Raw genomic sequence first — 20,713 nt, forward strand, 5'->3', positions numbered from 1 at the left:
CTCTTCCATGACCGAAATCGAATTCAAGTTCGACATCCCCCGCGCCGCCCTGCCCGCACTCGAGGCCGCACTGCGCGGCCCGGGCAGCCGCCGCACGCACCTGCAGGCCCGCTACTTCGATACGCCGCACGGCGACCTGGCCGCACACGGCGTGGCCCTGCGCCTGCGCAAGGAAGGCCAGCGCTGGGTGCAGACCGCCAAGGCCCTGGGCGACGGCCCGGTGCAGCGGCTGGAACACAACGTGGACCTGGGCCCGGCGCGCAAATCACAAGGGCCGCAAGGGCAGCAGGGGCTGCAGGCCGATCCCGCCCGCCATGCCGGCACGCCGGTGGGCAAGCGCCTGGACCATGTGCTGCGCCACGCCGGCACACCGCTGGTCGAGGTCTACGGCACCGACATCTGGCGCGCCACGCAGGAGCTGCAGGTGGGCGCGAGCCGCATCGAGGTCGCGCTGGACCAGGGCCGCGTGCTGGCACCCGCGCCCGATGGCGGCCTGCCGCGCAGCGCCGTGGTCTGCGAGCTGGAACTCGAGCTGCTCGAGGGCGATGTGCGCGACCTCACGGCGGTTGCCGCCGAATGGGCCGCGCGCCACGGGCTGACGCTCAGCACCGTGACCAAGTCCGAGCGCGGGCTGCGGCTCGCACATGGCCAGTCCACCCGCGCGGCGGTCAAGGCCAGCGCGCCGCAGTGGCCCGCCGGCAGCGGTTTTCCGGACGGCGCCACGGTGCAGCGCGCCGTGGTCGGCGCCTGCCTGGCGCAGATCCTGCCGAATGCGAGCGAGATCGCCGCGGGCAGCGAGGACGCCGGGCAGATCCACCAGCTGCGCGTGGGCCTGCGCCGGCTGCGCACCGCGCTGCGCGAGCTGGCGCGGCTGGGCCCGGGGCTCGACCCGGCCTGGGAGGCGCCGCTGGCGCAGGCCTTCCGCGTGCTGGGCGTGCGGCGCGACCGCCAGCAGCTGCAGGCGCTGATGCAGCCGCGGCTGCTGGCCGCCGGCAGCCCCGTCATCGTGCTGGCGCCGGTGGACGACAGCGCGCCCACCCCGGCACAGGCGGTGCACGATGCCGGCCTGCAGACCGCGCTGGTGGGCTTGATCGGCTTTGCCGCCGCAGCCGCTGGCAAGGGCCTGACGCCGCACGACACGCAACGCCACCTGCGCCAGCGGCTGGACAAGCTGCACCGCCGCGTGGGCAAGGAAGGCGAGCGCTTCGAGAAGCTGGCGCCCGAGGCGCGGCACAGCCTGCGCAAGCGCCTGAAGCGCCTGCGCTACCTGGCCGAATTCGTGGGCGCGTGCTTTGCGCCGCGCCGCGCCGCGCAGTTCACGCGCGCGCTGGAACCCGCCCAGGACGCGCTGGGCGCGTACTACGACGAGGTGGTGGCGCTGGAGAGCTACCGCGCGGCGGCAGAGCAGGAGCCGCGCGCCTGGTTCGCGGTGGGCTGGCTGCAGGCCCGGGCGCCGCACAGTGCGCACCAGGCCGGCCTTGCGCTCGCGGAACTGGCTGGGGCGGCCCGGCCGTTCTGGCGCAAGAAGAAGGACTGACCCAGGCCTGGCTCAGGCCGGGCTCAGGCCGAATTCCGGAGGGCTCAGGAGGGGCTGCTGATCGGCGCGTCGGCTGCGATGCCGGCCATTTGCTGCTGCTGCGGTGCGGCGGCCTGCTCAGGCTGGTTCAGCGCGCTGGCCTGCACGGCGAAGTCGTACAGCTTGGCCTTGCCGGCGTAGTACCGGTCCAGGCGCCATTCCCGGATGATCTGCACGGCCAGATCGAAGTCGCTGAGCTGCAGCGCGTAGAGCCGTTCGAGCTGGAAAGGCTCGCCCGATTCGAGGGACAGGACGAGGTCGGCGAGGGTCTTGGCCGAGGGCCTGAAAGGGTCCTTGGCGATGAGTTTCTTGGCTTCTTTGATGGCGTTCAACTGGGTCTTCCTGGCGCTCGGGATTAGCGCAAACCCTGATTGGACACTGCTTACCCCACGAAAATTGTGTCAATTGCATGACCAATTCGTGACCCGATTGTCACGCCACCAATTGCAGATGACCCAGCGATGGTGCATGTTGAACCAATTTCGCCATCAAATCGGGCACTTCAAAGACAGATCGGTTCCTTAACAGTGCGACCCGTGCACGATAAGCGGGCATTCGTTCGCAAAGCGCACGGACGGCGGAAGCGACGCCCGAGAAGCCCGGCAGCACCAGCCCGAGGCCCTGCTCCTGCAGCCACTGGGTGTTGTAGCGCTCCTGCGGCATGGTGAAGGCGTTGCGCGTGGTCAGCACCGGCAGGCCCATCAGCAAGGCTTCGCTCATGCTGCCGGGGCCGGGCTTGCCGATGAAGAAGTCAGCCAGCGCCAGGTAGCGCCGCACCTCGCGCGTGAAGCTCTGTACCACGCGGGGCGCGGGCGCCGGCAACGCGCGCAGGCGCTGGGCGAGCCGGCGGTGGTGGCCGCACAGCAGGATCAACGGGGTATCCGGCAGCAGCCGGGCGATGCGCTCCATCACCATGGAGCCGGCACCGCCGAACATGACCACGCCGACTGGCGGGCCCGTGTCCGGGTCCGGGAGGCCCAGCGCACGGCGCTCGGCCGCGCGGTCCAGCGCCATGGGCGCGTAGAAGTCCGGGTGCACGGGCATGCCCGAGACGAGGTGCAGCCGGCGCGCGTCGTGGCCGGCAGCGCGGGCCTGGGCGAGCGCATGCGGCGTGCCGCAGACCAGGTGCTGTTCCACGCCCTCGGCGCGCCAGAAATGCGGCGGGTGGTCGGCCATGTCGGTCATCACCGTCATGAACGGCACGCCGGGCCGGGCCTGGGCAACGCTCTCGCCCAGCGCCCGGTTGAAGTTGGGGATCAGCGAGACCACCAGGTCGGGCCGGCTTGCGCGCCAGTGCGCAGCCAGCCGCTGGCACAGCTGGCCGTGGGCCATCCGGATGAGGCCCTGCAGCAGCTTGAGCTCCTGCGCGAGCCCCAGTGTCCAGCCGCGTGCCAGCCGGGCGTTGTAGAGGTCTTCGGGCGCCATGCCGGTGCAGCGCTGGAACAGGCCCTGCGGATCGACCACGTCGACGAGATTGACAGCCTGCACGTCCCAGGGGCGCTGCTGTTGCACGCAGGCGGCCAGCAGGGCCTGCGCGGCCGCGCGGTGGCCGCCGCCGGCGTTGAAGTAGACCAGCTGGACCTTCACGGCAGGCCGGCCACCGCACGCGAGCCCGTCGCCGCGCGGATGCCGGCCGTGCCCTGGCGCGACAGCGCTTCGAAGGCCGATTCGAGCTCGCCCACGATCTGCGGCCAGGCCAGCGCCACGGCTGCGGCACGCGCCTGCAGCCGCAGCCCCTGCACAAGCGCGCAGTCGCGCGCCAGCCGCTCGGCCTGGGCAATGAACCGTGCGGGCTGCTCCAGCGGCGCCAGCAGGCCGCTCTCGCCTTCGGTGATGAGCTGGGCCGCGGCCGCATAGCCGTAGGCCAGCACCGCCAGGCCGCTGGCCATGGCCTCGGGCGTCACGTTGCCGAAGGTCTCGGTGACGCTGGGGAACAGGAAGATGTCGCCGCTGGCGTAGTGCGTGGCCAGGTCTTCGTCGCGCCGGGCGCCGGCGAACACCACGCCCTGGCCGGCCCACGCGCGCTCCAGCTCGGCACGCAGCGGGCCGTCGCCCACCATGACCAGGCGCACGCGCGGGTCGATGCGGCGCATCGCCTGCACCGCCTGCAGCAGCAGCGAGAGGTTCTTCTCGGGCGCGAGCCGGCCGACGTGCAGCACCACGGGCGTCGCCGCATCGGCGCCCCATTGCGCACGCAGCGCAGCGCTGCGGCGCACCGGGTCGAAGCGCTCGGCGTCCACCCCGCGCGCCACCACGCGCAGGCGCTCCAGGCCCTGGCCAGCCAGCTGCTGGCGCAGCGACTCGGTGGGCACCATGGTCAGGTCGCAGCGGTTGTGGAACTTGCGCAGGTAGGCCATCAGCGGCTTGTGCAGCCAGCCCAGGCCGTAGTGCTGGCCGTAGGCCTGGAAGTTGGTGCGGAAATCCGAGCTCACCGGCAGGCGCAGCTTGCGCGCGGCCTGCAGCGCCGACCAGCCGAGCGGGCCTTCGGTGACGATGTGCACGACATCGGGCCGCGACAGCGTCCACAGCCGTACCAGCGCACGCGTGGCGGGCAGGCCCATCTTGAGGTGCGGGTAGCGCGGGATCGGCAGGCCGCGCATCAGCACCTCGGCGGCGCTCGCGTGTGCAGCGTCGCCCTCATCGCAAGCATCCTGGCGCGGCCGCACCAGCTGCACCTGGTGGCCGCGCGCGCGCAGGCCCTGCACCACGCAGGCGATGGTGGCCGCCACGCCGTTGACCTCGGGCGGGTAGGTCTCGGTGACGAAGGCCAGACGCAGCACGCGCCGGGCCGGCGCGAACTCGTCCACGACGATGGGAGCGGGTTCGGCTTGCGGCATGGCGCCATGCTGCGGGCCGCCCAAGTCAACGGCGTGACGCTGCCATGGCAGTTCGGTGTCGCTGCTATGGCTTGGCGGCCACCAGCCCGCGCGAGCCGAACGCCGCCACCACAGCCAGCGCCAGCAGCAAGGCGCCGTAGCCCAGCGCGGTCGCGTGCAGGCCGAACCAGCCGGTCGCCAGGCCCGCCAGGATCGCCGGCACGCTGAACGCCAAATAGCTGCAGACGAAGAAGCTGGCCATCAGGCCGGCGCGCTGCTGCGGCGGCGCCAGCGGCACCAGCGTGCGCAGCGTGCCGCTGAAGCTGCAGCCCATGCTGAAGCCGGCGACCAGGGCACCGGCGAAGAAGGCCGCCGGTGCATGCCAGTGGACGCCGGCCAGGGCCAGCACCATGCCCAGTGTCAGCCCGCCCGCACCGAGCACCAGGGCCTGCGCCGCCAGCCGGCGCTGCATGACCACGCTGGCCAGTGCCCCCGGCAGCACCATGGCCGCGATCAACGCGCCGCCCGTCAACGGTGCAGCGTTGCCGGTCACCTGCCGCGCCAGCGTGGGCCCCAGCGACAGGAAGAAGCCCATCAGCGCCCAGCCCACGGTGTTGGCCGGCAGCAGGCGTTGCAGCACCGCGCTCGCACCTGGCGGCACGGCCATCTGCGGGCGCAGCGAGCCCCAGGCACCGGCCCGGTGCGCCACGGTATCGGGCAGGCGCAACGCCACCACCACCTGCACGGCCAGCATGGCCAGCAGCACCTCGTAGACCAGCCGCGTGGGCGCCGGCGCGAACTGCACCAGCGCCGCCGTGCCCAGCGCGCCGAGCGCCATGCCGACCATCGGCGCGACCCCGTTCATCATCGACGCGCGCAGCGGATTCAGGTCGAGCAGCATGGAACTCAGCGCGCTCGTGGCGATGCCGGTGGCCACGCCCTGCAGGATGCGCGCTGCCAGCAGCCAGGCCACCGACTCGGCCTGCCAGAACAGCACGACCGACAGGAACTCCAGCACCAGCGCGCCGACGATCACGCGGCGCCGGCCCAGGTGGTCCGACAGCCGCCCGAACATCAGCAGGGCCGCGAGCAGCGCGAACGCGTAGCTGCCGAACACCCACGTGAGCGTGAGCGCCGAAAAGCCCCAGGCCTCGCGGTACAGCGCGTACAGCGGCGACGGCGCGCTGGACGCCGCCAGGAAGGTGACCATCATCGCGGCGGTCCACCACAGCGCCGGCTTGGGCGCCAGCGGTTGGCGCGGCGAAGGAGTGGTGGCGGGGCTGGAGGTGGGCATGCGCAGCTTCTCAAACGCAAAGAAATAGCGTTTGCGCCATTGTGCACTGGCTCCACTCATAACGCAAACGCTTTGCTTTAAGATGGCGCCATGCCTCCACGCCCCAATCTCCGGCCCGGCGGGCGCAGCGCGCGCGTCCAGTCTGCCGTGCACCAGGCCACGCGCGAACTGATCGAGCAGCATGGGCGCGATGCGCTGACCGTGCCGCTCATCGCGGCGCGCGCCGGCGTCACGCCGTCCACCATCTACCGCCGCTGGGGCGATCTGGCGGAACTGCTGGCCGATGTCTCGGTCGAGCGCATGCGGCCCGAGGGCGAACCGGCGGACACCGGCAGTTTCCGGGGCGACCTCTTGCTGTGGGCCGACCAGTTCCACGAAGAGATGTCGTCCGAGGTGGGCCAGGCGATGCTGCGCGACGTGGTCGCCGCCGCCGGGCGCGGCGACGCGGCCGGCACCTGCCAGTGCGCGCAGTTCACGGCCGGTGTGGTGTCGGTGCTGGTGCAGCGCGGCGCAGCGCGGGGCGACGCCGTGCCGACGGTCGAGGACGTGATGGACCGCCTGGTCGCCCCCATCATCTACCGGCTGCTGTTCGGCATGGTCCCGGCCAGCGCGCAGCAGGTGGCCGGCTGGGCCGCAGCCTGCGCGGATGCAGTGACCGACAAGCCTTCGCGCAGCCGCTGAGCGCGCGAAGGCGTCGCTGGCGAACACCGCGGTCTGCGTGAGTGCCTAGAGACCCAGGCCTGGCGGTACAACGCGTACAGCGGGAGGGCGCGCTGGAGGCGCCCACGAAGGTCCGTTGCATGGCGGCAGTCCAGGCCAGAGCCGGGTTCGGCGCGCGCCGGCGCACCGGCGAAGGATGGTCTGGGGCGGTGCGCGGCATGGCAGGGCTCGTAACAGACTGAGACTGCAGAGGTAGCTGCAGTCACGCGCTGGTCTGCAGCACTCAATCCGGCAGCCGCCGCGCATGGCCGCTGCGGATGTCCGCGACGAGCTGCAGCAGGCGGGGCGCGAGCTGCGCCGCCACGCTGGCCATCGGCTCGGCCGTCGACACGCTGACGTTGAGCGCGTAGGCCGCGTCGTCCAGCACCAGCGGCGCCGCCAGCGCGACCACCTCGGGCTGCCAGGATGCGGCGCAGAAGCCGTCGCGCTGCACGGCCGCGTGGGCTTCGTCGATGGCGCGCGACAGCGCCGGCCATCCGGTCCGCCGGCGGTCGCGGAACACGGCGAGAAGCCGCTTGCGACGCGGCTCCGGCGCCACCGCCAGGTAGGCCCGGCCGAGCGAGGTCAGCTCCATCGGAATGCGCTGGCCCGACACCACGTGCCGCAGGATCACGCGCCGGTTGTAGCGGATGGATTCGAGGTAGACCATCTCGTCGCGGTCGGGCGCGGCCAGGCCGACGTTGATGCGCTGGCCCTCCGCCAACACACGCATCAGCGGCGCCGCGATCGCCAGCACCTGCGAGCCCGAGCGCATGGCGTGGCCCAGGCTCAGCACGGCGGGGGCGAGCCGGTAGGCGCGGCGTGCCGTGTCCAGCTGCAGCATGCCGGTGCCGACCAGGGTCTGCGTCAGTCGGCTGACGGTGGATTTGGACAGGCCAGTGCGCTCGGCCAGTTCGCCGTTGCCCAGCAGCTCCGAGCCCTGCCGGAAGGCGCGCAGCAGCTCGATGCCGCGCTCCAGCGAACGGTTGGCGGGCGACAGGCCGGGCTTGTCGTGGGCGATGACGGTGCGGACGGATTCCATGGCGTTCCCTGCAGTGACGGCGCAGTATCGCTGTTCCACTGAGTGGAATTGACGGGGTTACTTTGGCGGGCGAAGTTCCTAAGCTCAGCGCACGGTGATCGCAGCGCGGCGCCGCCACAGCCCGGGCCTTGCGGCCCTCACAGCCATGGAGACATTCACATGCGTCAACCCACCTTCCGCCCCTTTCACACCCGCCGCGCCTTCGCCGCATCCCTGCTCATCGTCGGCCTGCTCGCCGTCGGCGCCGCGTCGGCCAACACCTTCCCGCAAAAGCCCGTGCGCATCGTCGTGCCGTTCTCGCCCGGCGGTGGCACCGACCTGATCGCGCGCACGCTGGGGCAGGAAATGTCCAAGGACCTGGGCCAGCCCGTCATCATCGACAACAAGCCCGGCGCCGGCACCATCATCGGCACGGACGCCATCGCCAAGGCCCAGCCCGATGGTTACTCGCTGGTGATGGCCAGCTTCGCGCATGCGGTGAACCCCAGCCTGCAGTCCAAGCTGCCGTTCGACAACGCCAAGGCCTTCGCGCCGGTGATCCTGGTCGGCCGCGGCCCCAACGTGCTGGTGGTGCGCCCGGCCAGCCCGTTCAAGACGGTGGCCGACGTGCTGGCCGCCGCCAACGCCAACCCGGGCAAGCTGACCTATGCGTCGCAGGGCGCCGGCACCTCGGCCCACCTGGCCGGCGAGATGTTCGACAACCTGGCCAAGGTCAAGACCCTGCACATCCCCTACCGCGGCGCCGGCCCGGCGATGACCGACCTCATGGGCGGGCAGGTCGAGATGTTCTTCGGCACGGCCGCGGCCGTGGCACCGTTCGTGGAGCGCGGCCAGCTGCGCGCCATCGCCGTGACCAGCGCGGTGCCCTCCCCTGCCTTCAAAGGCGTGCCCACCATCGCCGCGACCATCCCCGGCTACGCCGTGGAGAGCTGGTACGGCCTGTACGCGCCGGCCGGTACGCCCAAGGACGTGATCGACCGCCTGAACGCCGCCGGACGCAAGGCCGCGCGCTCGCCGGACTTCACGCGCAAGGTGGAGCAGGAGGGCCTGAACATCGCCGCAGGCGACCCGGCCGAACTCGACACCTACGTGCGCGCCGAAGAAGCCCGCTGGGCCCGCATCGTCAAGGAAAACGGCATCAAGGCCGACTGAACCTCACCCCATCCAGGAGACCCACATGCCCTACGAACTCATCACCCTGCAGGTACACGACAGCATCGCCACGCTGACCCTGAACCGCCCCGACAAGCGCAACGCCTTGAGCGATGACATGCGCACCGAATTCATCGATGCGCTGGAACGCGTGGCCGCCGACAAGGCCATCAAGGCCCTGGTGCTGACGGGCGCCGGCAAGGGCTTCTGCGCCGGTGGCGACATCGCCGGCATGCAAAAGCGCATGAACGCACCGACTGGCGAGGTGGGCTTCAACGGCTGGCACCGCCAGCAGCGCGTGCACCATGTGCAGGCCCTGCTGCACACCATGCCCAAGCCGGTGATCGCGGCCGTCAACGGCGCGGCCTCGGGCCTGGGTGCGGACACCGCACTGGCCTGCGATTTCGTCATCGCCAGCGAGTGGGCCAGCTTCACCTGGTCGTACATCCACCGCGGCATCATTCCCGATGGCGGCGGCATGTACTTCCTGCCCCGCCGCGTGGGCCTGCCCAGGGCGAAGGAATTGATCTTCACCGGCCGCGTGGTGAAGGCGGACGAAGCCTTGTCGCTCGGCATCATCGACCGCAAGACCAGCGCCGAGACGCTGGTGGCCGACGCGCAGGCCTGGGCCGCCGAGCTCGGCCGCGGCTCGGCCACCGCGCTCGCACTGACCAAGACCATCCTGAACCAGAGCTTCGAGCTGTCCTCGCACGACGTGTTCGCGCAGGGCAGCCAGGCGCAAGGCATCTGCTACACCAGCAGCGAGCACCGCGCCTCGGTCGAAGCCTTCCTCAACAAGACCGCTGCCGCCAAGGAGTGATGCCATGAACGACGCCATTTCCCGCCTGCTGCAGCCGCGCAGCGTCGCCGTCATCGGCGCCTCGGCAGACGCCGGCAAGACTGCAGGACGCCCCGTTTCCTACCTCGTCAAGCACGGCTTCGCGGGCGCCATCTACCCGGTGAACCCCAAGGTCGACCGCATCGGCGAGCTGACCTGCTACCCCGACATCGCATCCCTGCCCGGCGTGCCCGACGTGGGCATCGTGCTGCTGGGCGCCGAGCGTGCCCACCTGGCGGTGCGCGACCTGGCAGCGCGTGGCTGCGCCGCCGCCATCGTGCTGGCCAGCGGCTACACCGAGACCGGCGAAGACGGCGCGCGCCGCCAGAAGCAGTTGATCGAGGCCGCAGGCAGCATGCGCATCCTCGGCCCCAACACCATTGGCCTCGTGAACCTGACCGACAACATCGTGCTGTCGGCCACCGGAGCGCTGGAGATGGCGCACTTCCCCGTGGGCGGCATCGGCGTGGTGTCGCAAAGCGGCGGCATCCTGGGTGCGCTGCTGTCGCGTGCCGCAGCGCGCGGCGTGGGCCTGTCCAAGCTGATCTCCACCAGCAACGAGGTGGACCTGGAGCTGGCCGACTTCATCGACCACCTGGCCGACGACGAAGCCACCAAGGTCATCGCGCTGTACGTGGAAACCGTGCGCGACCCGGCCAAGTTCCGCAACGCCTGCCTGAAGGCCGCGCGCAAGGGCAAGCCGGTGGTGGCGTTCAAGATCGGCCGCTCCGAGGCCGGTGCCAAGGCCGCCGTCTCGCACACCGGCGCATTGGCCGGCGCCGACCGCATGTACGACGCGCTGTTCCAGCAGGTCGGCGTGATCCGCGCGCAGACCTTCGGCGAGCTGCTCGACATCCCGGCCGCGCTGGCCACCGGCCGCAGGCTGCAAGGCAAGCGCGTGGCCATCCTGACCTCCACGGGCGGCGCCGGCACGCTGGTGTCCGACGACCTGGGCATGGCCGGCTTCGACACGCCCGCGCCCGACGCGGCCACGGCCGAGGCCCTGCGCGCCCTGCAGACCGGCGACCACGCCGTGCTCGACCGCAACCCCATCGACGTGACGCTCGCCGGCCTGCAGCCCGCGCTGCTGCGCGGCGCCATCAACGTGCTGCTCAAGAGCGACAGCTACGACGCGCTGACCATCATCGTGGGCTCGTCCAGCCTGGCCATGCCCGAGCTGCTGGCCGGCGCCATCCAGGACTGCCTGCCGAACTCCGACAAGCCGGTCATCGCGTATGTGAGCCCGCATGCGCCCGAGGTGGGCGCCCTGCTGACGCAGCGCGGCGTGCCCGCCTTCGCGGCGGCCGAGAGCTGCACGGCGGCGCTGCGCGCGATGTACCAGGTCGCACACCTGCAGCCCCAGGTCGAGGCCAGCGCGCCTGCCGCCCCGGTGGCGCTGGACGACCTGCCATCGGGCTCGCTGGACGAGTACCAGGCCAAGCAACTCTTCACGCGCTTCGGCGTGCCCTGCGCGGGCGAGCGCATCGTGGCCACGCCGGCCGAGGCCGAGGCCGCCGCGCGCGAGCTGGGCGGCCGCGTGGTGCTGAAGATCCTCTCGGCCGAGATCACGCACAAGAGCGACGTGGGTGGCGTGGCCGTGGGCCTGACGGCCGACACCGTGGGCGCGCGCCTGGTGGCCATGGCGGCCGAGGTCGAAGCCAAGGCCGGCGTGCAGCCCAGGCGCTTCCTGGTGCAGGAGATGGTGGGCAGCGGCACCGAGCTGATTCTGGGCATGCACCGCGACGCGCTGGGCACGGCCATCCTGCTGGGCATGGGGGGCGTGACGGCAGAACTGTTCAAGGACACCACCATGCGCCTGCTGCCCCCTGAAGGTGGCCTCTCGCGCGCCGATGCGCTGGCGATGGCGCAGGCGCTCAAGAGCTGGCCGCTGCTGGACGGCTTCCGTGGCCGGCCCAAGGCCGATGTAAAGGCGCTGGTCACGGCCATCGTGGCGTTCTCGCAGATGGCGGCACAGCTGGGCGAGCGGCTGGTGGAGGCGGAGATCAACCCAGTGTTCGTGCAGGCCCAAGGGCAAGGCGTGCGTGCTGCCGACGGCGTGGTCGTGCTGGCCTGAGCGAACCCAGTCCGGAAGACCCCGCCATGCATGCCACTGAAGTGTTCGGCCACTACGCCCAGGACTACCACCGCACCGCGCTCCCCGACGAGGTAGTCCACCACGCCAAGCGCGCCGTGATCGACTGGTACGCCGCGCTGTTCCCCGGCCTGGCGACTGCCCCGCTGGCGCAACTCGAACAGGTGCTGGCCGACGACCTGGACCGCGGCCGCGCACGCCTGGGCAACGGCCGCAGCGCCACCGCGCGCGCCGCTGCGCTGTACAACGGCACGGCGGCCCACGCGGCCGAGGTGGACGACAGCTTCCGCGACGCGATGTACCACCCCGGCGCAGCCACCATCGCCGCCGCGCTGGCCGCCAGCCAGGACGCGGGTGCCAGTGGCCTGGACTTCCTGCGCGCGCTGGTGCTGGGCTACGAGGTGTCCACGCGCATCGGTGTGGTGCTGGGCCGGCCGCACTACCAGTACTGGCACAACACCGGCACGGTGGGCACCTTCGGCGCCGCGGCCGCGGCCGCCGGCGCGCTGCGGCTCGGCGCCCAGCCGTTCGCGCACGCGCTGGCCACGGCCGCCACCTTTGCCGCCGGGCTGCAGCAGGCCTTCCGCATGGACTCCATGTCCAAGCCCCTGCACGCCGGCCGCGCGGCCGAGGCCGGCCTGCTGGCCGCGCAGCTGGCGGCGCGCGGCGTGACCGGCTCGCTCGACGTGCTGGACGGCGAGGCCGGCCTGGGCCGGGCCATGGGCGACGGCCCCGATTGGTCGCAGGTCGGCGCCACGCTGGGCCGCGACTTCCACATCACGCGGCTGACCTTCAAGAACCACATCGGCTGCGGCCACACCTTCGCGGCCGTCGACGGCGCACTGGCGCTGCGCGAACAACACGGCCTGCAGGCCGACGACATCGCCCATGTGCAGGTGGACACCTACCGGCCCGCGCTGGACATCGCCTGCTACGAGAAGCCGGCCACGGCCAACGAGGCGCGCTTCAGCCTGCGCTACGTGGTGGCCACGGCGCTGGCGCGTGGCAGCGTGCGGCTGGCGGCCTACGAGCCGGCGCAGTTGGACGATGTGCGTGCGCGCGAGCTCATGACGCGCATCGACGTGCGCGTGGACCCGCAGATCGACGCCGCGTTTCCAGGCCAGCGCGCCGCGCGGGTGGAGATCTCCACGCACAGCGGCGCGAAGCTGGTGCACCTGCAGCCCAACCGCAAGGGCGACCCGGAGCTGCCACTGTCGGATGCGGAGCTGGAGAGCAAATTCCTGGAGCTGTCGGGGCCGGTGATCGGGGATGTGGGGGCCAAGGATCTGCTGGCCCAGCTGTGGACGCTGGAGCGGGCGGCAGCGCTGCCAGCGACGCCCGGCGCCCCTGGGGACCGCTGAATCGGCGGTGTGAAAATGGCCGCATGGCCACCACAGATCATCGGCCCCTGCTGAAAGCCAAACTGGCAAGGCCTCTGGCTCCGCGCATGGGCCTGTCCCGTCCACGGCTGTTGGAGCTGCTGTCCGATGCGATCCGCAGGCCCTTCACGTTGCTCTGCGCTCCGGCAGGCTTCGGCAAGTCGAGCCTGCTCTCCACCTGGGCTGCGGAAGCGGTCGAGCAGCCCATCGCAGCGTGGCTCGTCCTGGACGAAGAAGACAACGATCCTGCCAGGTTCTTCGAATATGTCCGAGGCGCGCTTCGCTCTGCCGGCATCGAGATCGGTGGCCCTGCCGCGCGGACACACCCCGGTGCCGCTTCGCCATCGGCCAAGGACCGGATGGCCGTGCTGCTCGATGATCTTGCCGATCTGACCCAGCCGGTGATGCTTGTCCTCGACGACTATCACCTTGTCCGAAACGCGGAGCTCGACACGGCGCTGGCGTTCCTTGTCGAGCACGCGCCGGAGAACCTGCGCTTGGTGATGGCCACACGGGAAACGCCGCGTTTCCCATTGGCGCGCTGGCGCACGAAGGAATGGATGTCGGAGATCGGTGCCGACCAACTGCGGTTCACGCAAGAGGAGGCCTCGGCCTACCTTTCGCGCAGCATGGGCCTGACCATCGAGCCACAGTCGCTGCGCGCACTGGCCGCGCGCACGGAAGGGTGGATCGCCGGACTCCAGATGGCGGGCCTCTCCCTTCAGAGACACATCGAAGTGCAGGGAAGTGCGCAGCTTGCGCAGGTGGTCTCGGCCTTCAATGGAGAACACTCGCATGTGATCGACTACCTGGCTGGCGAAGTGATGCGGCTGCAATCCAGGGAGCTCAGCGAATTCGTCCGCAAGGTGTGTGTTCTCGACCGCTTCTGTGCGGGCCTGTGCGACGCCGTGACCGGACGCTCCGACAGCAGCGCGCTGCTGGCCGCCGTGGAGCGTGGCAATTTGTTTTTGCAGCGGCTCGACGATCAAGGCCGCTGGTTCCGGTTTCACCAGCTGTTCGCCGACTTCCTGCGCAACGGCGTCGACGAAGCAGAGGCGTTCGAACTTCATCGAAAGGCAAGCGCATGGTTCGAAGCCCACGACCGCGGGCCGGAAGCCATCAAGCATGCCTTGGCGGCACGCAGCGATGCCGATGCGGTGCGGCTGTTCCGCCAGCAAGTCGAGGAGTTGCTCGCACGCGGCGAGCTCCCGACCTTGCTCGCCTGGCTGGAGATGCTCCCGACGACGCTGGTCAGGCAGCACCAGGACCTGGCAGGCTACAAGGCCTGGCTTCTCTTCATGAGCGGGCGGACGACGGAGGCGATGGAGTACCACGGCGTGGCGACCGCCCTTGCGGCGTTGCCCGATGCGCCGGAGCCGCCGGAGATCCTGTTCTCGCTGCAAGCGTTCATCGCCATCAACTCGGACCAGCCAGAGCTTGCGATCGAGCTGTCCCAGCAAGCACTCAGCCGACTCGGCAATACCACCTCGTTCTTCCGTCTGTGGCCTCTTTTCTACAGTGGACTGGGATTGCTGCGCACCGGCAGCACCAGGGAGGCAGCGGAGGTGCTGCGGCAAGCCCTCGACCTGGGGTGGTCGTTCGGGCACCGATTGACGGCGCTCGACGCGCTCGGACATCTGATCCCGTTGATGAGCGGGCAGGGGCAGCTGCGCGAGGCAAAGCTGCTTTGCGAAGAGTTTCTGGCGCAATGCTCGCCGTCCGACGAAGCACATGCTCCCATCAGCGGCCTGCTCCTCATTCCGATGGGCATGCTTGCGTACGAGCGCAATGAACTGCGCGAAGCCGTGGAACTGCTGGAAGCCGGCACCGGGTTGTGCAAGCGCTTGGGCAGCGTGTTCCATGCGTTGGCGGGGACCTGCGCACTCGCCAAGGCCTTCCACGCCAGCGGCATGCGCGATCGCGCGTGGAACGCCATCGCCGCTGCGCGTGAGCTTGCCGACAGATCGCGCAACCCGCGCCGGCGCCGTGCTGTTTTGGTCGCCAGCGCCGACCTGCACCTGCGCGACAACAACGTAGAGGCCGGGCGGCTGGCACTGGAGGAGCTCGGCCCGGCGTTGGAAGTGGCAGTGGAAGCCCAACTGCTGCAGGTGCGTGTTCTGCTCAGCTCCGGTGCGACGCTGCCCGCCATGCGCATGCTCGGCGGCATCGAGGCCGCCTGCCGGGATCAGGGCCAGCAAGGCACGCTGATTTCCGTGCACTTGCTGCAGGCCCTGGGGCATCGGGCCAACGGAGGGCGTGCTGCGACTCTCGAGCACCTCGACAAGGCCATTTCGCTTGCCGCAGCCGGCGGCTACGTGCGCCCGTTCCTGGATGCCGACGCGGAACTCGCCACCTTGCTGCGCCATGCCAGCCTTGGCAGGTCTGCCTTCGTGGAGGAGCTGCTGGGCGCCGTCCGCCATCCGGCCCAGTCGCCGGCTGCCTCACAGGAAACGGCACCGATGCAGCTCACGCGGACACAGCTGGAGGTCCTCGTTCTGATCGGCAAAGGCCTGGGCAACCAGCAGATCGCAGAGCAACTCGTCATCACCGTCGGCACGGCGAAGTGGCACGTCAGCCAGATCTTCGAGAAGCTGGGCGTGCGCAACCGTTCTCAGGCAATCGCGAAGGCACGCGAGTTGTCGGTCCTCTAGGGACTTTCCCTAGACAGGGGCCGAAACCTAACTTTCGGCAGGGGCGAGATAGGCGAGCCCGTTGGACCGGCTGGGAAGAATTCGGTCCGTGAACACCCCCCGGACCACCTCCCCACAGATCCCAGTCGCTTGCGACGTGCTCGTCGTCGGTTCCGGCGCTGCAGGCCTGGCGGCAGCCGTGACGGCGGCCTGGCATGGCCTGCGCGTCGTCGTCGTCGAGAAAGAAGCGGTCTTCGGTGGCGCCACGGCCTGGTCGGGCGGATGGATGTGGGTCCCCGGCAATCCGCTGGCCAAGCGTGCGGGGATCGTGGAAGACCCTGCCCAGCCGCGGACCTACCTTCGCAACGAACTGGGCGACCACTACGACGCGAACCGCGTCGATGCGTTCCTGGACCACGGCCCACGCATGGTGGAGTTCTTCGAGACGCACACCGAGCTGCAGTTCGTCGATGGGAACGGCATTCCGGACATGCATGGAGACACGGAAGGCGCAGCAACCCAGGGGCACCAGGTGATCGCTGCGCCGTACGACGGGCGGGCGCTGGGCGATTTGCTCGGACGGCTGCGCAAGACGCTGCGCGAGACCTCGTTCGCGGGAATGCCGATCATGGCTGGCGCTGACCTGGCGGCCTTTCTCTCGGTGACCCGCTCGGCCCGCTCGGCCGTCCACGTTGCAAGACGCCTGGGGCGGCACCTGGTCGATCTGGCCCGCCATGGCCGGTCGACGCAGCTGGTCAATGGCGTCGCGCTGGTTGCACGCCTGGCAAGGTCCGCGGACCAGCTTGGCGTCACCCTCATGGAGTCTGCCGCGGCGAAGGAACTCATCGTTGCCGAAGGTGCTGTGAAAGGCGCCGTGGTCGAGACGTCCCGCGGCAGGCTGGAGATCCGGGCATCGCGCGGGGTCGTCCTCGCAAGCGGGGGATTCCCCCATGACGTGGAGCGCCGCCGCAAGCTGTTTCCCCGCACATCCACGGGGCACGAGCATCTCGCACTGCCGCCCGCATCGTGCAGCGGCGACGGCATCTCGCTGGGCGAATCGGTGGGTGGCGTGTTCGCGACGGACCTCGCATCGCCGGTGGCCTGGGCGCCTGTCTCGAAGATCCACCACGCCGACGGCACGGTGGGCCACTTTCCGCACATCATCGACCGCGCCAAGCCGGGTGTGATCGGGGTGCTGGCCAACGGCCAACGCTTCGTGAACGAGGCTGGCGGCTACTACGACTACACCGCGGCCATGGTGGCCAATGCGCCGCAGGGCGCCGAGGTGGCCTCCTGGCTGGTGTGCGACCACCGCTTCCAGCGCCGCTACGGGCTTGGTTACGCGAAGCCGTTCCCGATCTCCGTCCAGCCTCTGCTGCGAAGCGGCTACCTGGTGCGCGCCCACTCCATCGGGGAGCTGGCACGGCAGTGCGGCATCGACGTGGAGGGCCTCAAAAGAACCGTCGCGCAATTCAATGTGCACGCGCGGCAGGGTCAAGACCCCCAGTTCAAGCGGGGCTCCACCGCCTTCAACCGCAAGGGTGGCGACGCTGCGCACCACCCGAATCCCTGCGTTGCGCCGATCGAGCAGGGCCCGTTCTACGCCGTCAAGGTGTTGCCGGGCAGCTTCGGCACTTTTGCAGGACTGAGGACCAACGAGGCAGCGCAGGTGCTCGACGACGCGGCAGCGCCGATTCCCGGCCTCTATGCAGCCGGAGCCGACATGGCCAGCGTCATGGGTGGTCGCTATCCCTCGGGAGGCATCAACCTGGGGCCTGCCATGACCTTCGGATACATCGCCGGGCTGCATCTGGCAGGACAGCTGTGCAAGCCGTCCACCGGCGGGAAGCCCTAGCCGGCAACGGCTTCGCCCTGGGCCGCGCAAGCACCGGCGGCATTTTCTTCACCAACGACGATCAACCATGAACACGAACAGACAAGCGCAGACAGCCATCATCACGGGGGGCGCGCGCGGGCTGGGTCTTGGCATTGCAAAGAGGCTTGCCGACGAAGGGACCGACGTCATCCTGTGGGATGTCAACTTCCAGGGCTTCGATGCCGCCACCGCGGGCCTGCAGCCCCTGCTGCAGCAGCAGGTCGATGTGTCCAACTGGGAATCCGTGGGCCGTGCATTCCAGGAGGCCGTCGAGGTCGCAGGAGGCCAGATCCAGATCCTCGTGAACAACGCGGGCATCAATGGGCCCATTGCCCCGACAGCCGAGTACCCCTTGGATCAGTGGCAGCGCGTGATCGACATCGACCTGACCGGCGTGTTCCATTGCTGCCGTGCAGCCATCCCGCACATGACGCACAAGGGCTACGGCCGCATCGTGAATGTGGCATCCATTGCAGGCAAGGAAGGCAACCCCAACAGCGCGGCCTACGCGGCAGCGAAGGGCGGCGTGATCGCGTTCACCAAGTCCATCGCGAAAGAGATCGCGCAGTCCGGGGTGCTCGTCAACTGCGTCGCGCCCACGATGGCGGAGACGGATCTCTTGCAACAGATGACACCCGAGTTCATCAGCGGGATCAAGGCCAAGATCCCTATGGGGCGCTTTCTGAAGATCGAGGAAGTCGCGGCGATGGTTGCATGGATCGCCGGACCGGACTGCAGCTTCACCACCGGCTTCACGTTCGACCTGACCGGCGGCCGGGCGACTTACTGAGAAGGAGAAGCGCTTTGACCGAACGTTTTGCACTCCATCGGATGTCGCTCGCGAACCTCACGGTGGGACGCGTGGCGCAACAGGACCTCATCACTGCCGCTGCAGCGGCTGGATTCGGCAAGGTCGGCCTGCTCATCATGACCGCGACGGCGCAGCCGCTGCAGCACGAGCTGCTCGGCAGGCCGGAGATGGTCCGTGAGGTCAAGGCCGCCCTGCGCGACACCGGCACACGCGTGTTCGACATCGAGGCCTTCGTGCTGTCTCCGGCAACGGATCTGGCGCGGTTCAAGCCGGCACTGGAACTCGGCGCCGAACTGGGCGCAACGCACATCTCCTCCATCGGCACCGAGCTCGGGGAGGGCGCCGTCTTCCTTTCGCCAGCGCAACGGGTCGATCTGTTCGGGCGCCTGTGCGACGAAGCCATGCAGTTCGGCCTGACGGTGGGTGTCGAGTTCATGCTGTACCGGGACATCCGCACGTACAGGGATGCCCTGCAACTGGTCGAGGCCGCCGGCCGCCGCAATGCGGGCCTCATTCTCGACATCCTGCACTTCGTTCGCGGCGGTGGCACTGCTGCCGACCTGCAGGCGGTGCCAGCGGAGCGGATCGCCTACGCGCAGCTGTGCGACTGCGCCCAGGCGAGCTTGCCGGTGCACGCCCTGCCTGCCGAAGCCCGCACCTCGCGTTTGCACCTCGGCGATGGCATCGCACCGTTGTGGCCCGTACTCGACTTGCTGCCAGAAGAACTTCAGCTTGTCGTGGAGACACCCGTTCTGGCGGAAGCCGGCTGGACCACTGCCCAGCGCGCGGAGTCGGCAGCCAGGCACACCACCCAGTTCTTCCAACGGCGCGACCAACAGCGGTCTGCGGCCTGACATTCCCACGCACCCATCCAGGAGACACCATGTACCCCATCCCCAACGCCTCGCTGCGCCACACCATCACGAAGTGGAGTGCGAGCATCCTTGTCGGCGTCGCCGCGCTGGCCTCGGCCGCACACGCCGAGATCCGCGAGCACAAGATCAAGTTTGCCTACGTCACGGCGGCGGACACCGGCAAGCTCAACGGTGTGGACAAGTTTGTCGAACTGGTCAAGCTCAAGAGCGCAGGCAAGATCGACATCAAGGTGTTCCCTGGCGGATCGCTCGGCGGTGACGTTCAAATGATTTCGGCCATGCAGGGCGGCACGCTCGAGATGGCGGTGATGGGGCCGAACGCCCTGGTCGGGGTCGTTCCGGACTTCAGCCTGCTCGATCTTCCCTACCTGGTCGACAACGAGAAGGAGGCGTCTGGTCTCATCGACGGCGCGGTCGGCAAGGCGCTGTTCGACAAGCTCGCGGCGAAAGGCGTCGTCGGCATGCCGATCTCGGCATTCGGCTTTCGCCACCTGCACAACAGCAAGCGGCCCATCAACCGCCTCGAAGACATCAGCGGGCTCAAGCTCCGTGTGATCCAGAGCCCGGTCTACGTCGACTTCGTGAAGACGCTCGATGCCAATCCGGTGGCCATGTCCTTCACCGAGGTCTACAACGCGATGGAACAGAAGGCCATCGACGGGATGACGAACACTGCACTGATCGCATCGAGCATGAAGGCGTACGAAGTGCAAAAGTACATGTCGCTCACGCGGCACATGTACAACCACATCGTCCTGCTGATCAGCGCAAAGGCGTGGGACCGGTTCAACGAAGAAGAAAAGACCCTGATCCGTCAGGCTGCTGACGAGGCGAAGCAGCACCAGCGCAAGCTGCTGGTCGATGTCACGGAGAAGGCCATCGCGGACCTGAAGGCGAACAAGATGGCGGTCAACGAAGTGCCTGCTGGCGAAATTGCCCGGATCAAGGCCGCAGCGCAGCCTGTGGTCGACAAATACGCCAAGAACCTGAGCCCCGGTCTGATGCAGATGGCGACCCAAGAGATCGCCGCCATGCGCAAGTAGGTCGCGGGCCACATGGAACAAGCATTCAACATGCTCCACCGCGCGCTGGAGAATCTCATCGCGCTGCTGCTCGCCGCCATGGTCGTCCTGGTGTTCGGCAATGTCGTCCTGCGCTACGGATTCAACTCGGGCATCACGGTATCGGAGGAGCTGGCTCGCTGGTTCTTCATCTGGGCCACATTCCTTGGTGCCATCGCGGCCATGCGCGACCGTAGCCACCTGGGCGTGGACATGCTGGTGAGCCGGCTGCCTGCCTGGGGAAAGCGGCTGTGCCTGGTCGCGAGCCACCTGATCATGTTGCTGATCGTCTGGATGTTCTTCACCGGGAGCCTGGCGCAGACCCGCATCAACTGGGATGTGAGCGCGCCGACGTCCGGCTACTCGATGGCCTGGGTCTACGGCGTGGGCTGCGTGTTCGCTTGCCTGGCGGCGCCCTTGTTGATGCTTGACCTGTGGCGGATCTTGAGCGGACAGCTGTCCGACGACCAACTAGTGATGATCCAGGAGTCGGAAGAGACTGCCAACCTGGACGAGATCCTGCGTGAGCACCAGGCCGGCGGCCCGAACACCGTCGCGACGGGGAGATAGGA

At 69.3% G+C, this 20,713-nt stretch carries 17 protein-coding genes; 12 read left to right on the forward strand and 5 right to left on the reverse strand.

Features of this window, described 5'->3' with window-relative positions:
• Window positions 1-7: 7 nt before the first annotated feature.
• A complete protein-coding gene (locus DES41_RS36105; protein ID WP_245966038.1) occupies window positions 8-1,537 on the forward strand; it encodes a CYTH and CHAD domain-containing protein in 1,530 nt (509 codons plus the stop codon).
• A gap of 44 nt (window positions 1,538-1,581) precedes the next feature.
• On the opposite strand, the gene DES41_RS36110 is transcribed toward DES41_RS36105, so the two are convergent.
• From DES41_RS36110 to DES41_RS36125, 4 genes are all read right to left on the reverse strand, one after another.
• Window positions 1,582-1,908: a hypothetical protein gene (locus tag DES41_RS36110; RefSeq protein ID WP_245966039.1), complete on the reverse strand. Its 327-nt coding sequence runs from the start codon at window positions 1,906-1,908 to the stop codon at window positions 1,582-1,584.
• A 100-nt stretch (window positions 1,909-2,008) separates the two neighbouring features.
• Window positions 2,009-3,163, reverse strand: a complete 1,155-nt coding sequence (locus tag DES41_RS36115) for a glycosyltransferase family protein (protein WP_114472523.1) — start codon at window positions 3,161-3,163, stop codon at window positions 2,009-2,011.
• Window positions 3,160-4,413: a glycosyltransferase family 4 protein gene (locus DES41_RS36120; RefSeq protein WP_114472583.1), complete on the reverse strand. Its 1,254-nt coding sequence runs from the start codon at window positions 4,411-4,413 to the stop codon at window positions 3,160-3,162. The genes DES41_RS36115 and DES41_RS36120 overlap by 4 nt, the downstream gene beginning before the upstream one ends.
• A gap of 64 nt (window positions 4,414-4,477) precedes the next feature.
• Entirely contained in the window at window positions 4,478-5,686 is a 1,209-nt protein-coding gene (locus DES41_RS36125; protein WP_114472524.1) for an MFS transporter, read from the reverse strand.
• A 90-nt stretch (window positions 5,687-5,776) separates the two neighbouring features.
• On the opposite strand from DES41_RS36125, the gene DES41_RS36130 reads away from it, so the two are divergent.
• Window positions 5,777-6,367: a TetR/AcrR family transcriptional regulator gene (locus tag DES41_RS36130; RefSeq protein WP_114472525.1), complete on the forward strand. Its 591-nt coding sequence runs from the start codon at window positions 5,777-5,779 to the stop codon at window positions 6,365-6,367.
• A 262-nt stretch (window positions 6,368-6,629) separates the two neighbouring features.
• Here DES41_RS36130 and DES41_RS36135 read toward each other — a convergent pair whose 3' ends face one another.
• Window positions 6,630-7,427: an IclR family transcriptional regulator gene (locus DES41_RS36135; RefSeq protein ID WP_114472526.1), complete on the reverse strand. Its 798-nt coding sequence runs from the start codon at window positions 7,425-7,427 to the stop codon at window positions 6,630-6,632.
• A 159-nt stretch (window positions 7,428-7,586) separates the two neighbouring features.
• Here DES41_RS36135 and DES41_RS36140 point away from each other — a divergent pair, with 159 nt between their 5' ends.
• The 10 genes from DES41_RS36140 (at window position 7,587) to DES41_RS36185 (ending at window position 20,711) form a co-directional block, all read left to right on the forward strand.
• On the forward strand, window positions 7,587-8,579 hold the full coding sequence (locus DES41_RS36140) for a tripartite tricarboxylate transporter substrate binding protein (protein ID WP_114472527.1): 993 nt from the start codon (window positions 7,587-7,589) through the stop codon (window positions 8,577-8,579).
• Between the two features lie 25 nt (window positions 8,580-8,604).
• Window positions 8,605-9,399, forward strand: a complete 795-nt coding sequence (locus DES41_RS36145) for an enoyl-CoA hydratase/isomerase family protein (RefSeq protein ID WP_114472528.1) — start codon at window positions 8,605-8,607, stop codon at window positions 9,397-9,399.
• A 4-nt stretch (window positions 9,400-9,403) separates the two neighbouring features.
• Window positions 9,404-11,491, forward strand: a complete 2,088-nt coding sequence (locus DES41_RS36150; RefSeq protein WP_114472529.1) for an acetate--CoA ligase family protein — start codon at window positions 9,404-9,406, stop codon at window positions 11,489-11,491.
• Window positions 11,492-11,517: 26 nt separating this feature from the next.
• Window positions 11,518-12,870, forward strand: a complete 1,353-nt coding sequence (locus DES41_RS36155; protein ID WP_114472530.1) for an MmgE/PrpD family protein — start codon at window positions 11,518-11,520, stop codon at window positions 12,868-12,870.
• A gap of 23 nt (window positions 12,871-12,893) precedes the next feature.
• Complete coding sequence (locus DES41_RS36160; RefSeq protein WP_147283055.1) at window positions 12,894-15,539, forward strand: winged helix-turn-helix domain-containing protein; 2,646 nt, start codon at window positions 12,894-12,896, stop codon at window positions 15,537-15,539.
• Window positions 15,540-15,627: 88 nt separating this feature from the next.
• Window positions 15,628-17,373, forward strand: coding sequence for an FAD-dependent oxidoreductase (locus DES41_RS36165; RefSeq protein ID WP_211333160.1), 1,746 nt, complete (start codon window positions 15,628-15,630; stop codon window positions 17,371-17,373).
• A 67-nt stretch (window positions 17,374-17,440) separates the two neighbouring features.
• Window positions 17,441-18,184: an SDR family NAD(P)-dependent oxidoreductase gene (locus tag DES41_RS36170; RefSeq protein WP_114472532.1), complete on the forward strand. Its 744-nt coding sequence runs from the start codon at window positions 17,441-17,443 to the stop codon at window positions 18,182-18,184.
• Window positions 18,185-18,198: 14 nt separating this feature from the next.
• Entirely contained in the window at window positions 18,199-19,059 is an 861-nt protein-coding gene (locus DES41_RS36175; protein ID WP_245966040.1) for a sugar phosphate isomerase/epimerase family protein, read from the forward strand.
• 29 nt (window positions 19,060-19,088) lie between these two features.
• The gene (locus tag DES41_RS36180) at window positions 19,089-20,123 is read left to right on the forward strand and encodes a DctP family TRAP transporter solute-binding subunit (RefSeq protein ID WP_114472534.1); all 1,035 of its coding nucleotides are present in this window, start codon (window positions 19,089-19,091) and stop codon (window positions 20,121-20,123) included.
• Between the two features lie 12 nt (window positions 20,124-20,135).
• On the forward strand, window positions 20,136-20,711 hold the full coding sequence (locus DES41_RS36185; RefSeq protein WP_114472535.1) for a TRAP transporter small permease: 576 nt from the start codon (window positions 20,136-20,138) through the stop codon (window positions 20,709-20,711).
• Window positions 20,712-20,713 lie beyond the last annotated feature (2 nt).

The organism is Pseudorhodoferax soli, from assembly GCF_003337555.1.
Lineage (GTDB): Bacteria > Pseudomonadota > Gammaproteobacteria > Burkholderiales > Burkholderiaceae_C > Pseudorhodoferax > Pseudorhodoferax soli.

What these genes read in the sequence shown, in the direction of transcription:
- DES41_RS36125 (WP_114472524.1), bottom strand. Translation starts at nt 5,686, where the DNA reads ATGCCCACCTCCAGCCCCGCCACCACTCCTTCGCCGCGCCAACCGCTG.
- DES41_RS36120 (WP_114472583.1), bottom strand. Translation starts at nt 4,413, where the DNA reads ATGCCGCAAGCCGAACCCGCTCCCATCGTCGTGGACGAGTTCGCGCCG.
- DES41_RS36150 (WP_114472529.1), top strand. Translation starts at nt 9,404, where the DNA reads ATGAACGACGCCATTTCCCGCCTGCTGCAGCCGCGCAGCGTCGCCGTC.
- DES41_RS36155 (WP_114472530.1), top strand. Translation starts at nt 11,518, where the DNA reads ATGCATGCCACTGAAGTGTTCGGCCACTACGCCCAGGACTACCACCGC.
- DES41_RS36130 (WP_114472525.1), top strand. Translation starts at nt 5,777, where the DNA reads ATGCCTCCACGCCCCAATCTCCGGCCCGGCGGGCGCAGCGCGCGCGTC.
- DES41_RS36160 (WP_147283055.1), top strand. Translation starts at nt 12,894, where the DNA reads ATGGCCACCACAGATCATCGGCCCCTGCTGAAAGCCAAACTGGCAAGG.
- DES41_RS36140 (WP_114472527.1), top strand. Translation starts at nt 7,587, where the DNA reads ATGCGTCAACCCACCTTCCGCCCCTTTCACACCCGCCGCGCCTTCGCC.
- DES41_RS36170 (WP_114472532.1), top strand. Translation starts at nt 17,441, where the DNA reads ATGAACACGAACAGACAAGCGCAGACAGCCATCATCACGGGGGGCGCG.
- DES41_RS36145 (WP_114472528.1), top strand. Translation starts at nt 8,605, where the DNA reads ATGCCCTACGAACTCATCACCCTGCAGGTACACGACAGCATCGCCACG.
- DES41_RS36105 (WP_245966038.1), top strand. Translation starts at nt 8, where the DNA reads ATGACCGAAATCGAATTCAAGTTCGACATCCCCCGCGCCGCCCTGCCC.
- DES41_RS36180 (WP_114472534.1), top strand. Translation starts at nt 19,089, where the DNA reads ATGTACCCCATCCCCAACGCCTCGCTGCGCCACACCATCACGAAGTGG.
- DES41_RS36185 (WP_114472535.1), top strand. Translation starts at nt 20,136, where the DNA reads ATGGAACAAGCATTCAACATGCTCCACCGCGCGCTGGAGAATCTCATC.
- DES41_RS36135 (WP_114472526.1), bottom strand. Translation starts at nt 7,427, where the DNA reads ATGGAATCCGTCCGCACCGTCATCGCCCACGACAAGCCCGGCCTGTCG.